This is a genomic window from Cobetia sp. AM6 (genome assembly GCF_009617955.1).
GTDB lineage: Bacteria > Pseudomonadota > Gammaproteobacteria > Pseudomonadales > Halomonadaceae > Cobetia > Cobetia amphilecti.
Map to the genome: position 1 here is coordinate 2,468,560 of NZ_AP021868.1, position 13,708 is coordinate 2,482,267.

Annotated in this window: 14 protein-coding genes; 8 read left to right on the top strand and 6 right to left on the bottom strand. The window is 61.7% G+C overall.

Annotation, left to right across the window (positions count from 1 at the left end):
• Positions 1-87 precede the first annotated feature (87 nt).
• From CLAM6_RS10510 to CLAM6_RS10525, 4 genes are all read left to right on the top strand, one after another.
• The gene (locus CLAM6_RS10510) at positions 88-834 is read left to right on the top strand and encodes a ribonuclease activity regulator RraA (protein ID WP_052384648.1); all 747 of its coding nucleotides are present in this window, start codon (positions 88-90) and stop codon (positions 832-834) included.
• Positions 835-963: 129 nt separating this feature from the next.
• Positions 964-2,046 carry a Bug family tripartite tricarboxylate transporter substrate binding protein gene (locus CLAM6_RS10515; RefSeq protein WP_197738659.1) on the top strand — a complete coding sequence of 361 codons (1,083 nt, stop codon included), beginning with the start codon at positions 964-966 and terminating at the stop codon, positions 2,044-2,046.
• Between the two features lie 113 nt (positions 2,047-2,159).
• Complete coding sequence (locus tag CLAM6_RS10520; protein WP_153636030.1) at positions 2,160-2,714, top strand: tripartite tricarboxylate transporter TctB family protein; 555 nt, start codon at positions 2,160-2,162, stop codon at positions 2,712-2,714.
• 3 nt (positions 2,715-2,717) lie between these two features.
• Positions 2,718-4,262 (top strand): tripartite tricarboxylate transporter permease, encoded by a 1,545-nt coding sequence (locus CLAM6_RS10525; protein ID WP_153636031.1) that lies wholly within the window; start codon positions 2,718-2,720, stop codon positions 4,260-4,262.
• 177 nt (positions 4,263-4,439) lie between these two features.
• On the opposite strand, the gene CLAM6_RS10530 is transcribed toward CLAM6_RS10525, so the two are convergent.
• Positions 4,440-5,693 (bottom strand): NAD(P)-binding domain-containing protein, encoded by a 1,254-nt coding sequence (locus tag CLAM6_RS10530; RefSeq protein ID WP_153636032.1) that lies wholly within the window; start codon positions 5,691-5,693, stop codon positions 4,440-4,442.
• An 81-nt stretch (positions 5,694-5,774) separates the two neighbouring features.
• Positions 5,775-6,209: a MarR family winged helix-turn-helix transcriptional regulator gene (locus CLAM6_RS10535; RefSeq protein WP_131432280.1), complete on the bottom strand. Its 435-nt coding sequence runs from the start codon at positions 6,207-6,209 to the stop codon at positions 5,775-5,777.
• Between the two features lie 295 nt (positions 6,210-6,504).
• On the opposite strand from CLAM6_RS10535, the gene CLAM6_RS10540 reads away from it, so the two are divergent.
• A complete protein-coding gene (locus CLAM6_RS10540) occupies positions 6,505-8,460 on the top strand; it encodes a TonB-dependent receptor domain-containing protein (protein WP_153636033.1) in 1,956 nt (651 codons plus the stop codon).
• Positions 8,461-8,574: 114 nt separating this feature from the next.
• Here CLAM6_RS10540 and CLAM6_RS10545 read toward each other — a convergent pair whose 3' ends face one another.
• Together CLAM6_RS10545 and CLAM6_RS10550 are read right to left on the bottom strand one after the other, a co-directional pair.
• Positions 8,575-9,324 carry a siderophore-interacting protein gene (locus CLAM6_RS10545; protein ID WP_153636034.1) on the bottom strand — a complete coding sequence of 250 codons (750 nt, stop codon included), beginning with the start codon at positions 9,322-9,324 and terminating at the stop codon, positions 8,575-8,577.
• Positions 9,317-9,736, bottom strand: a complete 420-nt coding sequence (locus tag CLAM6_RS10550; protein WP_197738660.1) for a MarR family winged helix-turn-helix transcriptional regulator — start codon at positions 9,734-9,736, stop codon at positions 9,317-9,319. Before CLAM6_RS10550 ends, CLAM6_RS10545 begins: the two co-directional genes overlap by 8 nt.
• Positions 9,737-10,039: 303 nt before the next feature.
• On the opposite strand from CLAM6_RS10550, the gene CLAM6_RS10555 reads away from it, so the two are divergent.
• From CLAM6_RS10555 to CLAM6_RS10565, 3 genes are all read left to right on the top strand, one after another.
• Positions 10,040-10,714, top strand: a complete 675-nt coding sequence (locus CLAM6_RS10555; RefSeq protein ID WP_153636035.1) for an HAD family hydrolase — start codon at positions 10,040-10,042, stop codon at positions 10,712-10,714.
• Between the two features lie 410 nt (positions 10,715-11,124).
• Positions 11,125-12,075, top strand: a complete 951-nt coding sequence (locus CLAM6_RS10560; protein WP_153636036.1) for an SDR family oxidoreductase — start codon at positions 11,125-11,127, stop codon at positions 12,073-12,075.
• Between the two features lie 98 nt (positions 12,076-12,173).
• Positions 12,174-12,821: a fibrobacter succinogenes major paralogous domain-containing protein gene (locus CLAM6_RS10565; RefSeq protein WP_197738661.1), complete on the top strand. Its 648-nt coding sequence runs from the start codon at positions 12,174-12,176 to the stop codon at positions 12,819-12,821.
• Positions 12,822-13,151: 330 nt separating this feature from the next.
• Here CLAM6_RS10565 and CLAM6_RS10570 read toward each other — a convergent pair whose 3' ends face one another.
• Together CLAM6_RS10570 and CLAM6_RS10575 are read right to left on the bottom strand one after the other, a co-directional pair.
• Positions 13,152-13,496 carry a hypothetical protein gene (locus CLAM6_RS10570; protein ID WP_153636037.1) on the bottom strand — a complete coding sequence of 115 codons (345 nt, stop codon included), beginning with the start codon at positions 13,494-13,496 and terminating at the stop codon, positions 13,152-13,154.
• Entirely contained in the window at positions 13,493-13,708 is a 216-nt protein-coding gene (locus CLAM6_RS10575; RefSeq protein ID WP_153636038.1) for a hypothetical protein, read from the bottom strand. The genes CLAM6_RS10570 and CLAM6_RS10575 overlap by 4 nt, the downstream gene beginning before the upstream one ends.

Here is a 13,708-nt window from a genome sequence, read left to right on the forward strand (position 1 = left end):
CATCAGACGCACGTGTCGACTGATCACTTGGGCCAGGCACGTTGCCGAGAGCCGAGACTCCTTACCTATACTGACGACGGACGCCATATGACTGCCATTACCTCCACAGAGCATCCCAGCTACGCCGAGCTCTCCTCCGTGACCCGCGAGCGTTTGATGCGCGCCTCCACCGCTTCCCTGCACACCCTGCTGTTCAAGCGCGGTCTGCGCAACACCTTCATCCAGAACGTGGTGCAGATGAACAACAGGACCACCCAGATGGTGGGCCAGGCCTTCACGCTGCGTTACATCCCGGCGCGGGAAGACATCGATACCGTCGCCGCCTTCCGCGACCCCAAGCACCCGCAGCGTCTGGCGGTGGAAACCGTCCCGGCCGGTCACGTGATGGTGTCTGACTGCCGCCAGGACGCCTCGGCCGCCAGCGCCGGCAGCATTCTGCTAACACGTCTGGAGTATCGTCAGTGCGCGGGCTTCGTCTCCGATGCCGGCATTCGTGATTCAGGCGCCGCCGCCGAGATGAACCTGCCGATCTTCTGCGCCAAGCCGAGCGCACCGACCAACCTGACCAAGCATCACGCGGTAGAACTGCAGGTGCCGATCGGTTGCGGTGGCGTGCCGGTCTTCCCGGGCGATGTGCTGGTCGGCGATGCCGATGGTGTCATGGTCGTGCCGCTGGAACTGGCCGACGAGATCGCCGAGGAAGCCAGCCAGATGGAAGATTTCGAGGATTACGTGCTGGAAAAGGTACGCAACGGCACGCCGGTGATCGGTCTGTATCCGCCGACCGACGAAGCACGCGCAGAATTCGAACGCTATATGGCCGCCAAGCAGTAATCGGCTCGCCAGCCGCCGTCTTGTCCACGGCGGCCACGGACGACAGGCCACGCCGACCTGTCGTCCGCCATCCCTCCTGCCTCAATGCGCCTCGAGTGATCACAACCATAACAACACTGGAGTCATGCCATGACCCATCTGAATAGCCTTCTCAACAGCCATCAGGCCAACGTGAACGCCAACCCTCACGCCAGCTCTGATGCCAGTCAGCAATCCCGCGCAGACCGCAAGCGCCGCAGTCGTCCGCTGCTGGCCTTGCTCGCCCCGCTGGCCCTGTCCGGCATGGTGGCGGCCTCGCCCTTCGTCAGCACCGGCGTGCAGGCCGACTATCCCGTGCGAGACATTCGCCTGATCGTGCCATGGCCGGCCGGCGGTGGTGCCGACGCTATCAGTCGCAAGATCAGCAACCTCGCCGAGCAGGACCTGCCGAAATCGATCTACGTCGAGAATATCGGCGGCGCCATCACCGCCACCGGCCTGATGCAGCTCAGCAAGGCGCGTCCGGACGGCCATACCGTCGGCGTGATGACCTATGACAGCATCATCACCCTGCCACGCGGCAATCTGGTGCCCGGCTATTCGCTGGACCGGATGATCCCCTTCGCCCGCATTACCAAGGAAGCGGATGCCATCGTGGTCTCCAGGCAGTCCGGTTACGAGAATTATGAGCAACTGATCGAGGCCGCACGCGCAAACCCCGGCACCGTGAGGATCGGTGTCGCTCCTAAAGGCTCGGGCCCCTATCTGGCGGTGCGCCGCCTGGAAGCGGCAGCGGGCGTAGAGTTCAATGTCATCAGCTATCCTGGCTCTTCCACCGCCGAAGCCGAGGCCCTGCTCTCCGGTGAGATCGACGGCGCCATCTCGAGCCTGGGAGACTTCTCCGGCATTCTGGATTCCGGCGACGCCCACGGCCTCGTCGAGTTCTCCTCCGAGCAGAATCCGGCCTACCCGGAAGTGCCGCCGATGAGCGAACTGGGCGGCAATCTCGAGACCGGCAGCTTCATCGTGCTGGCCGTGCCCAAGGGCACCCCGGAGGAAGTGGTCAGCACCCTGGAAAGCGCCTACCACAGCGCCTACGAGACACCAGAATTCCAGAAGTGGATCACGGGAGTCGGCGTCACGCCCAGCTGGCTGGGGGCCGATGAGGTCAACGCCTGGATCGAGGACTACCAACAGAAGACCTTCACTGCCATGGATGAACTCGGCCTGTAGACGCGCTGCCACGCGGTACCTCTGAGTGCCGCTGCAATCCCACGTCTCCCCGTCCTCCTTCACTTCCATCGTCAAGCGGCGCCCAGCCACGGGCGCCGCCAGGGAATTCTGTCATGTCTCCTTCCGCCTCTCCTCCCGCCCGGCGTCATTGGCTGCTCAGCGGGGCGACACCGCTGACGCTGGCCATGACCGCCATCAGCGCCCTCTATCTGATCAGTGCCTTCCAGATGGCGCCGCCATTGGACAATGACCGCCTGACGGCCTCCTTCTTCCCTGCTCTGATCGGCAGCATCGCGCTCGTGCTCTGCGTGGCGCAGCTGGTGAGCCAACAACGGGCGAGCCGCGACTCCCGCAGCAACGAGTCCGCCAACGATGACGCCTCCAGCGCGGACAGCGACGCAAGCTCGTCTCTCTTCTCGCCGGCGCTGCGCCTGATGCTGGTGACCGCGCTCTATATCCTGGCGTTCTCGCATCTGGGTTACCTGCTCTCGTCAGCGCTGTATGTCTTCGCCGTGATGCTGCTGTTCGCGGGGCGCGACAAGTGGGTCAGCAAGGCAGTGATCGCCTGCGCCATTTCCGCGCTGGGCTATGGCCTCTTCGAGCAACTGTTCAACGTCCATCTCCCTGCGCTGGATCTGTCAGCGCTCGGCCTGGACAACGGGAGCTGACCCATGGAATTCATCGCCCAGGTATTCTCGAGCTTCGCCCTGCTGCTCGACCCCGTGATCCTGTTCTACGTGGTCGCCGGCTTCGTGATCGGCACCATCTTCTCGGCCATTCCGGGTCTGACCGCGACGCTGGCACTCGCCCTGCTGCTGCCGCTGACCTACAGCCTCGATGTCACCACCGCCCTGATGGCGTGTGCCAGCATCTACATGGCCGGCATGTGTGGCGGCAGCATCACGGCCACCACCATCAATATTCCCGGCGCGCCGTCCTCGATGATGACAGCGCTGGAAGGCTACCCCATGCAGCAGCGTGGCGAAGGCGCGCTGGCGCTGGGCCATGCCTCCTTCGGCTCGATGATCGGCGGCAGCCTCGGCGCGCTGCTGTTGATCGTGCTGGCCCCCTTCATCGCCGAGGCCTCACTGCTGGTCAAGACGACGGGCAAGTGTGCGCTGATCGCCTTCGCGCTGATCGTGATCGTGGTCGCCCAACGCGGCAACATCCGCAAGGCCGGCATCACTGCCTGCCTGGGCCTGATGCTCGCGACCGTCGGGCTGGACGCCATGCAGCCGCTGGCCCGCTTCACCTTCGGCATCAGTGAGCTGACCGCCGGGATCGACCTGATGCCGGTCATCATCGGCACCTTCGCCATCAGCGAGCTGTTGATCCAGGTCGGCAACCGCAAGAAGGACGCCGCCATCCGCCAGCAACTCAAGGCCAGCAAGCAGCTCAAGCGGCGTGATTTCATTCCGCCGCTGAGCGCCATTCGCGAGATCGGCATCGGCTGCTATCTGAAGTCGACGCTGATCGGCTACATGGTCGGCACCCTGCCCGGCGCAGGCGGTTCGATGGGTGGTTTTCTCGCCTACGTGGAAACCGTGCGCACCTCGAAGAAGCCGGAGAGCTTCGGCAAGGGCAATCCCCAAGGCATCGCCGCCGCCGAGAGCGCCAACAATGCCGTGTGCGGTGGTGCCCTGGTGCCGATGCTGACCTTCGGGATTCCGGGTGACCCGGTGACGGCCATCGTGCTGGGGGTGCTGGTGATCAACGGCATCCAGCCGGGGCCGCAGCTGATGGCCTCGCAATCCGGCCTGATCGCACCGATGCTGGCCTCGCTGCTGTTCAGCGCGCTGATCCTGATTCCTCTCACGCTCTACCTGATGGGCCCCTACTTCCTGCGCATCGTCACGATCCGCAAGGACGTGCTCTATGGCGCCATCGCACTGCTGGCCGTGGTCGGCAGCTTCGTGGCCACCTACTCCGTGTTCCAGATGATGATGACGCTGGTGCTGGGCATCGTCGCCTACCTGATGCGCAAACATGATTATCCGGTGATCACGCTGCTGCTCGGCTTCATCCTCGGCCCGAACCTGGAAGAATTCCTGCGTCGCGCGCTGACGCTCTCCAACGGCAACCCTATGACCTTCATCACCACGCCGGACAGCCTGTTCTTCGTCGTGCTGACGGTGGTCTTCGTCTACTTCCTCGGCATTCGCAAACCGGTGCAGTTGAAGCAGGTGGCCCCCGAGAAGGCAGGTTCGACGGGCTGAGCCTTTTACCAGCTTCCGGGAACGAGCCTATCCACACGCCCCATGCCTGAACGAAAAATGCCCGCTACCGAAAGGTAGCGGGCATTTTCATGTTCTCTCGTCGCGCGGACCAACCGATCACCACTACTGCCAACACATCACGCCCACACATCACACTTCCAGGCCGGCGCGCGACGATCAGGCGGGTGCAGAGCAGGCGTTGCGGGTAGCTGGGGCATTGCAGACTGGCGCCGGGCGAATGGAGGCGGGGTCTGCCAGCGCGGCCACCACGGATCTGACCTGCTGATAGCCGGTGCGCATCAGGAAGGTCGGCGCTCTGCCGTAACTCTTGATGCCGAGGATGAACAAGCCTGGCTCGGCATGCAGCAGTTCGGCCGCGCCGTGTTCCGGCACCGACCCACAGCTGTGCTGGTTGGGGTCGATCAGCGGCGCAAGCTTGATAGGGCTCTGCGTCGCGGGGTCCAGCGAGACACGCAATTCAGACAGCAGCCCCAGAGACGGGCGGAAGCCGGTGGCCGCGATGATGCGATCCACCGCTGGCAGCCGGTGTTCGCCACTCTGTACTACCCAGCGCCCCGCTTGGTGTTCGATCGCCTCGACGGCAAGCTCGGTCACTACCTCGATCCGGCCTTCCTCAAGCAGTGCCTTGATACGCAGTTCGAGCGCCTTGCGTTCCTCCAGCTCATCATTGGGCGCCGGGCGGATGACCTCCTCGATATTGGCGGAGCGAACACCCCAGACGATTCGCATCCCCTCTTCACGGTCTGCCAGCGCGATCAGGTCCTGCAACGCATTCAGCGCCGAGTGGCCGCTGCCGATCACGAGTACCGACTTGCCGGCATACTCAACCGCTTGTGTGCCGCGGATGTCCGGCACGCCATAGGCAATGACTTCGGCCGCCACTTGCTCACCAATGGCGGGAATGCCGTGCGCCCCGATCCAGTTGGGGGTCTGGTAGGTGCCGGTGGCATCGATCACCGCGCGGGCCAGCACATCGCGCGGGCCATCAGGGCCCTCGACGCGCAGCACGAAGGGCGCCTCATCGCGACCGCCACTGCGCAGCACATCATGCTGTTGTCGACTGACATGGGTGACGCGGCTATCGACATGCAGGCGCGAGCTGATCGACGGGTGCGCGGCGAGCGGTGCGACATAGCGGTCGAGAAACTCGGCCCCGGTGGGATAGGCAGCGGCGTCCGGGGCCTGCCAACCCTGTTCCTGCAGCAACTCGGCCGCTAAAGCGTCGATATTCCATGACCAGGGCGAGAACATGCGTACATGTCCCCAGCTGGCCAGGTTGGCGCCTGCGTGTGCGCCCGACTCGAAGAGAATCGGCTCCAACCCTGCCTCCAGCAGATTGATAGCAGCGCTCAGCCCTATCGGCCCGGCGCCGATGATGGCCACCGGCAGGCTTTTGATATCACGACTCATGGCAGTCTCTCGCAGCAATATGTTGTCAGTGACAACAAACCTAGTATCCCTCCACGCTAATGTCTACTGCCAGGCGCTCAATCAGTCACCCAGGCGCTGCCGCGCGGCAAGGGTCAGCTTGTTGAGCAGTGTCACTGCGCCCTCCACGACCTCCGGCGACAGGCCCTCGATCATCGAGGCCTCTTCCGCGACCAGCTCGGTGTGAATCTGCTGGTACAGCGCCCTGCCCTCCGGGGTCAGCGAAAGCTCAACGGCACGCCGGTCGTTGGGGTCCTCGATCTTGCGCACATAGTGCTTGCGGATCAGTGAGTCGGCGACCCGGCTTGTCGTGCTCTTGTCGAGGTACATCTCGTCCGCCAGCGCCTGCAGTCTCAGCGGTCCGCGCTTGACCAGCGTTTCCAGTGCATAGCATTGAGCGACGGAGACGTTGTGGTGGCAGATGCTTTCCCTGTCGCGAAACTGATGGACACGAATGAGCTGATTGACGGCTTCGTACAGTGCTTCTGCTTGATCCACTCTGGTGCCTCACGTGACGGTGGTCAAAAAAGGGGGCGTGGCTTGCCACGATAACCGAGCACGATACAGAGCGCACCGATATCCGGCAGCCCTTATCCAGCAACCCTTATTCAGCAACCCTATCGGCTTGCCCGTGACAATGCCTTGCACGGGCAACTCAATCGCGGTCTTTCTCCCCGATACGACGCCAGCAGACCCTTCAGGCAAGAATTGTGCAATAATCTTGCAATTCACTATTGATAACGATTAGCATTTCCAGACGCAACATATAACTATTCAGAGCAAGGGATCTCACGTGCACCTCCGCCTCCATCCGCTTACCGCAGCCGTCCTCTCCGCCAGTGCGTTGACCCTGAGCCTCTCGGGCCACGCCTCGGCTGACGACATGTCCACCCTCGTCATCAGCGAAGACCGTCTCGAACAGAATGTCGTGATCAGCGCTGAAGAGATCGATCAGCGTCAGGCACGCGACCTGGAAGACCTGTTCCGCGCCGAACCGGGCGTCAGTGTCGGCGGTGGCATCGCCATCGGCCAGAAGGTCTATGTACGCGGCCTGGAAGACACCAACCTGAACGTCACCATCGATGGCGCGCGTCAGGGCGGCTACCTCTTCCACCATACCGGTCGATTGACCATTGACCCGGCACTGCTCAAGCAGGCGGAAGTCGATAAAGGCCCCGCGACCGCCGATGACGGCCCGGGCGCGCTTGGCGGCAGCCTCCGCTTCGAGACCAAGGATGCGCAGGACCTGCTCAAGCCCGGCCAGGACCTGGGCGCGCGCGTCTCAGTCGGCACCGAAAGTGCGGCGGACGCCACCTCCGGTACCACGGCGTTCTATGGTCGTCTGGGGGAGAATCTCGGTCTGATGGGATATGTCAGCGGCCGCAACAGCGATGACTATGAAGTTGGCGGTGGCGGTGAGCAGGAACAGACCGCAGGTCAGCAGCGCGGCTACCTGCTCAAGGTGTCACTGCTGGACGTCAATGATCAGGACCTGCGCATCAGCGCCGAGCGCACCACCGATCACGGCACCTATTTCACGCGTCCGCATATGCCGAGCTTCAGCAGTCAGCAGCCGACCTATCAGGAAATGGAGCGCGAGACCTTCACCGTCAATCATGCCTGGCACCCGGGCAATGACCTGATCGACACCAGAACCACCCTCTATCACACCACCCAGGAACTGGATCGTGTCGAGGCCGGCAGCACCAGCCGTTCCCGCGAATTCGGCGCGGATGTCCGCAACACCTTGCGCCTCAAGACGGGTGACGTGGCACATGCGCTGACCACTGGCGTGGACTTCTATGATCAGGACACTCGTCGCTCCGATGACTCAGGCAGCGCCGGCCCCAACAACGAAGACACCTCACGCAACCTGGGAATCTACGCCCAGAACCGCATGACGCTGGGCCCGTGGGCTCTGTCCGTTGGTGCGCGGCTGGATGATTACGACAGTGATTACGGCGAGGCGGGCAGCGTCAGTGGCAGCGAGGTCTCCCCCAACGCGATTCTGAGTGTCGATGCCACTGACAACCTCACCCTGCATGCGGGCTACGGCGAGGCCATTCGCGGCGCCAAGGCACGTGAAGTGATCCTGATCGGCGATGACGTCACCATCGCGGAGGGGCTTGAGCCGGAACGCGCTCGCCAGCGCGAGATCGGTCTGGATTGGCATCAGCGCGATGCCCTGATGGCGGGAGATCGCCTCGGCTTCGCGCTGACCGGCTTCCATACCGATATCGAGAACTATCAGGCCTATGATCGCGGCAGTGATCCGGCGGTGCTCTACAACCTGGAGGGCGAAGTCGAGAGCCGTGGCTATGAAGCCAGCCTGAACTGGGGCGTGGGCGGCTACGACACGCGCCTGGGCTACGCCAAGGTGGTGATGAAGAACAACGACGGCGACCCGCTGGGTGACGAGATGAACATCGGCGCCTCCACCGGCGACAAGTGGACCTGGGATCATCAGTATCGCTTGCCAAACCACAACGTCACCCTGGGCTACACCCTGAACGCGGTGGAACGACTGGATCGGGTGGCAGAAGGCGACGAGGAGAAGCCGGGCTACGTGACGCACGACATCCGCGCCCAGTGGACACCCGCCTCATATCAGGATCTGACCCTGACACTGGCGGTCAACAACGTGTTCGACAAGCGCTACAGCGACCACAGCAGCTACCTGCTCAGCAGCGGTGACAGCATGCTCGAGCCGGGCCGTGACATCCGCCTGGGTGCCAGCTACCGCTTCTGACCCAGTCCCTGACATCACGAACAGCTCGCGATCAGCTGACGAAAAAATGCCCCACAGGCCTGGCCTGCGGGGCATTTTCCTCTCTGGAGCTGGATGGCGTCACTGGCTCAGGCTTCAGTTCGCCCCTTCCGCCTCGGCATCCCGCTGCTTGGCCAGCTTGTGGCCGTCTTCTGACTGGCCGATCTTCCAGTAGCTGGAGACATAGAAGTGGGACTTGGGGATCTCGTGCACCTGCTTGAGGTGAGCACGCAGCGCTCTCATGCTGCCGAATTCACAGGCCGCCCAGACAGATACCTGACCCTCCAGGCTCGGCAAGGAGGCGATCTTGTCCAGCAGCGGCTGGCCGCTCGGGTCCGGTTGCGCATTGATGACCCAGTGCAGCTCGATGCCTGCCGGATGCTCAAGCGTCTGGATATCGGCTTCGCTGGTCACCTCGATGACGGCGTGACCGCGCGCCTGGGCCGGTAGCTCGGCCAGATTGACGCTGATCGCCGGCAAGGCTGTCATGTCACCCGCCAGCAGGAACCAGTCGGCTTCCATGTTGATCAGCTTCTTGGGCCCCGGGCCGCCGATGGTGATGCGGTCCCCCGGCTGGGCGCTGACGGCCCAGGTAGATGCCGGGCCGGCGTGATCATGCAGCGCGAAGTCGACATCGATCTCGGTCGCACGCTGATGACGAATGGTATAGGTGCGCATCATCGGGCGCTCGCCTTCCCCGCGCGGAAACACCAGTTTGATATAGGCGCTCTCCTGCCCCTCGGGGATGGAGCCGATATTCTCCCCGCCCAGGGTGACGCGCAGCATATGCTCCGTCACCGGGGTGGAACGAATCACTTCAAGCTCTCGCATTGCGGGCTTACCCATCTTGCGCACTCCTCTGGCAAACGCCTTCAAGTTGTTCAGCATCGCGTGCTTCACACTCGCTTGTATTGTGGATCATGGCAGATGCCGTTTTCAGGAATGTGGCGACCTCTTCATCGCTGAGGTCTCCCGCCATCCGCCGAGCGGTCTCATCTTCCAGGGCTTCAATCTCTTTGAGCATGTCGTGGCCCGCCGCGGTAGGGGCGAGAAACAGGCTGCGACGGTCCTGCGGATTTTCCGTCTTGACGATCAATCCCGCCGTCATCAATTCATTGAGCACCCGCGTCACGCGCGCCTTGTCCTGCCCCAGATGCTGCACGATCTTGTGCGCCGTGCACTCGGAGGTACGGCCAATGCCCTTCAGCACCCGAACGTGCGTGACAGGCAGATCAAGCTGGTAGCGCTGAATGCCCATGCGAAGCTGCCTGCGATAGACATGCATCAGCTGATGCAGCACATCATTGAGTGATGCCTGACTCATGTGTCATTCACCATATGGTTGGTATAGGTCAACTATATTGGCAGATGGTTGATACTGTCAACAAAAACATGATCGAGAAGCATTCTCATCTTAAGGCCAAAAACCTCATGTGCCTATCACTCTTCCCTCCACTGCCAGGCGCGCTTTCGGCAACTCTTGCTGCGTGACATGGTGACAGCGAGCGGGAACCTGCTAAGGTCGAAGGCCACACATTCCTGACGCCCACGAGAGGCATCGATGGCTGAACTCTGCCTGCTGTTTGATTCCGATGGCACCCTGGTTGATAGCGAAATCCTCCTCGCCGAGGCCATGTCCAGCACCCTGCCCCGCTATGGTCTGCCGTTTACCAGCGACCGCTACATGAACGAGTTTCGCGGCATGCGCTTCATGAGCATCGTGCGCACGCTGGAGGCAGCCCATGGCGTTCTGGAAGAAGCGCCCACACGGCGCATGGAAGGCGAGATGCGCGCCCTGCTGGAAGAGTTGATGAAGGCACGCCTGACGGCGATGCCCGACATGGCAGCCGCCTTGATGGAGCTTGCAGGCTACCCCTGTGGTGTGGTGTCCAACGGGCCTGAGCGCAAGGTGCGTCTGGCGCTCGATACCACACGCCTGGCGCGCTTCTTCGATGGCCATATCTACAGCGCCTATACCCTGGGCGTGTGGAAGCCGGACCCGCGCATCTATCGGCTCGCGGCCGAGCAGATGGGCTTTTCGCCATCACATTGCGTGGTGATCGATGATGCCATCGTCGGGGTACAGGCAGGGCTGGATGCCGGCATGCAGGTCATCCACTTCGCCCATCACGACGACGGCCATGAAACGCCGCGTGGCGCACTGCGCATGCACCACGCGCGCGAGCTGCCGAGACTGGTGGCGCAGATTTCCCAGAAGCTCGCTGCGCAGTACTAGACGTCGTCGCGCCTTCTCCCTCAGTTCCCGCGCCATGCCCCCCGGCTCGTGAAACCCCGTCTCATGACGTCCCGCAGCGAGAATCCCGCCCCTGAGGCGGGATTTTTCATGCCTGGCGCACAAGACAGGCTGCTCGTGGTGTGACTCGCTTTGCCTGTTGCAGCCACCCGCACTCCCGTTCGCGAATGCCGCAAGCCGCCCTCTCCAACCGATACGAATAGGCAAGTTTTAGCGACTATAGCGCCTATATGTCGCTCTTCTCGATACTTATAGTGTCTCTACAGCAAACACGTACCAGATACGCAAGGCTCGCAGGACACGGCCGTACGCAAAGCCAGTCGCAGCTCTCGTGCGCGCCCCTGACGTATCCCAAGCGCAACCGCCGCACACCTGCCATCAGGATCTTGACCATGACTCGCAACACCCTATTTGGCCCCAAGGGCTGGACCCCGGACAGAATCGGCTCGCTCGTCGGCAAGACCTATCTCATCACCGGCGCCAATAGCGGCGCGGGCTTTCAGGCGACGCGCATATTGCTGAGCAAGGGGGCCGACGTCGTGATGCTGAATCGCAACCCGACCAGATCAGAGGCGGCCATCGCGACGCTGCAAGAAGAGTTTGGTCCCGCGGCGAATGTCAGTCATATACACATGGATCTGGCGGAGCTGGCCTGCGTGCGCAGCGCGGCCGCGGAAGTGCTGGAGAAGGTCCCGCGGATCGATGCCCTCATCTGCAATGGCGCCATCGCTCAGGTTTCCCGACAGCAACTCACCGTCGACGGCTTCGAAAGTCAGCTGGGAGTGAATCACTACGGGCATTTCCTGCTGTGCGGGCTGCTGTTCGAGCGTATCGATGCCTCCAACGGGCGGATCGTCGTGGTCTCCAGTGAAGGCCACAAGATGGGCCTGAAAACCATCCAGTTCAATGACATGAACTGGGAGCACAACTATCACCCGAACAAGGTCTATAGCCACAGCAAGCTGGCACAGATGATGTTCGCCTATGAATTGCAGGACAGGATTGAGGCGGCAGGCCGCCAGGTAAAAGTCTTTGTCTGCCATCCGGGCGCGTCCAACACCTCACTGATACGTGACAACGCCAATCTGGCGACTCGACTCAGCTGGGCAGTGATGGTGAAGACGGGAATGGCGCAGACGGCCGAGAAAGGCGCTTACCCGGAAGTCATGTGCGCCACCGAGGAGACTCTCAGGCAGCGGGCCTACCATGGCCCGACGGGGCTGATGAATTTCGGCGGGCCGGTGGGCGAGTGCGAATTGGGGGCATTCGTTCTGGAGAAGAGCGTCATGACCCGGCTATGGCAAGTCTCGGAGAAGGCAACGCAGTTGAGCTGGCCGATTTGACCTTGAGCCGACCACCGACCTTCCCGCCTATCTTCAGGGAGGCGAATCCCATGAATGTATCACTGGTAGTGACAGGTCTTCTGATGATGAATCCGAACATGTCTTTTGCCAACAGCCTTTATGACGAGATCATCCAGCCGGAGACCTCGATTCAGGACAGTGAAGGCAATACCTATCGCAGCGTGGAGATTGGCGCTCAGACCTGGCTTGCCGACAACCTCAGAACGACTCGCTATCAGGATGGCTCGCCCATCCGGACGGCATTCATCCCCGAGGATGACCCTGACAACCTGTTGTCATATGGCCGTCTGTATGACTGGCACGATGTCAGTGATGCTCGCAATCTCTGCCCGGTGGGCTGGAGAGTCGCCTCGGATGAAGACTGGAAAGCGCTGGAACGCGCCATCGGAGCTGCAGAAAAGGAGATCGACTCGATGGGCTGGCGTGGCGATGACGATATCGCCATCACGCTCAAGGCGACTCAATCCGACTCCCTGTTGACGTCCTTCGATCAGGCGCGCATCAATCTCGCCGGCTTTTCAGCCAGACCGGCGGGCGTGAAGTGGAAAGGCTGGTATATCACCCAGGGCGCCTACGCCGAATTCTGGACCCGCAGTGAGGCGACGCCGACCAAAGCGTTTGCCAGAACACTGGCCTACTCCTGGTGGAATCCGCACAAGGGCGAGATCCGCCGAGCGACACTTGGCAAAAGTGGCATGTTCTCGGTGAGATGCGTAAAGGACTGATCAGGGCACAACACTGGGGGTAATGGGAGGGGCACAGTCGGTTGTGATATAGGCGCGAGGAGCGCTTGAGCAAGGACTCTGTTCCGCTGAATCACGCCGATTGAAGACATTCTGGCGTCAGCGATTGAAAGCGTGATTCAACAAGAATCCTTGCTGAAGGGTTCCTGCCGGTTCCGGGAGCAAGATGACATCGTCATTGTCAAGCGTCTTTCCGCAAATGGCGGGCTTCACGTTATTGTGTCGTACTGATCATTGCTGGCTGGCAGCTAGCGCTCAGAAAGACTCGACCATGATGTCACGCACACTCCATCCCGGAGGTGATATCGGCTGTCAGGCGCTCTCGCTCAAGGCATGTTCGATGCGGGTGGCGGGGACACTCTTGCCGGCATCATTCACGAAATCCGTCGCGTGATTCTTGTCTTCAATGGCCCACTTGCGAGCATGTCCGCGACTGCCTTCTTCACTCAAGGCATGCTGCACTCTGCCTGCCGCCACGCTCATACCGCTTTCCACATAGACTTGCGTGCTGCGCTCGGCCGGCTGCGCCTGCCCCATGATACGGCTCTCGCTCAACGCCTCACGGACACGGGTGTCGCTTTCGCCATTGTCGGCAAATGCCGCATTGCTCACAGCACACAGCGCAGCTGTCACACACAGTACTTTCATGGCTTTCATGGTGTCACTTCTCGTCTTTTTCGTTGGGTTGGGTTGGTCAGATCTGCAAGACTTGCGCTTTGCTGAACGTCAGATTGATAGATCACAAGATTGATGGAACGTAAAATCGATAGAACGTAAAGTCGATAGAACGTCAGGTTGGTGGCGCCAAGGGCCTGTGAGCCAAGCGCGTTGTCAGCCAATAGATTCCCTGAACAGGCTTCACTGGCCAC

Coding starts and splice junctions, on each gene's coding strand:
- CLAM6_RS10510 (WP_052384648.1), top strand. CDS start 88: ATGACTGCCATTACCTCCACAGAGCATCCCAGCTACGCCGAGCTCTCC.
- CLAM6_RS10515 (WP_197738659.1), top strand. CDS start 964: ATGACCCATCTGAATAGCCTTCTCAACAGCCATCAGGCCAACGTGAAC.
- CLAM6_RS10520 (WP_153636030.1), top strand. CDS start 2,160: ATGTCTCCTTCCGCCTCTCCTCCCGCCCGGCGTCATTGGCTGCTCAGC.
- CLAM6_RS10525 (WP_153636031.1), top strand. CDS start 2,718: ATGGAATTCATCGCCCAGGTATTCTCGAGCTTCGCCCTGCTGCTCGAC.
- CLAM6_RS10530 (WP_153636032.1), bottom strand. CDS start 5,693: ATGAGTCGTGATATCAAAAGCCTGCCGGTGGCCATCATCGGCGCCGGG.
- CLAM6_RS10545 (WP_153636034.1), bottom strand. CDS start 9,324: ATGGGTAAGCCCGCAATGCGAGAGCTTGAAGTGATTCGTTCCACCCCG.
- CLAM6_RS10550 (WP_197738660.1), bottom strand. CDS start 9,736: ATGGGCATTCAGCGCTACCAGCTTGATCTGCCTGTCACGCACGTTCGG.
- CLAM6_RS10555 (WP_153636035.1), top strand. CDS start 10,040: ATGGCTGAACTCTGCCTGCTGTTTGATTCCGATGGCACCCTGGTTGAT.
- CLAM6_RS10560 (WP_153636036.1), top strand. CDS start 11,125: ATGACTCGCAACACCCTATTTGGCCCCAAGGGCTGGACCCCGGACAGA.
- CLAM6_RS10565 (WP_197738661.1), top strand. CDS start 12,174: ATGTCTTTTGCCAACAGCCTTTATGACGAGATCATCCAGCCGGAGACC.
- CLAM6_RS10570 (WP_153636037.1), bottom strand. CDS start 13,496: ATGAAAGCCATGAAAGTACTGTGTGTGACAGCTGCGCTGTGTGCTGTG.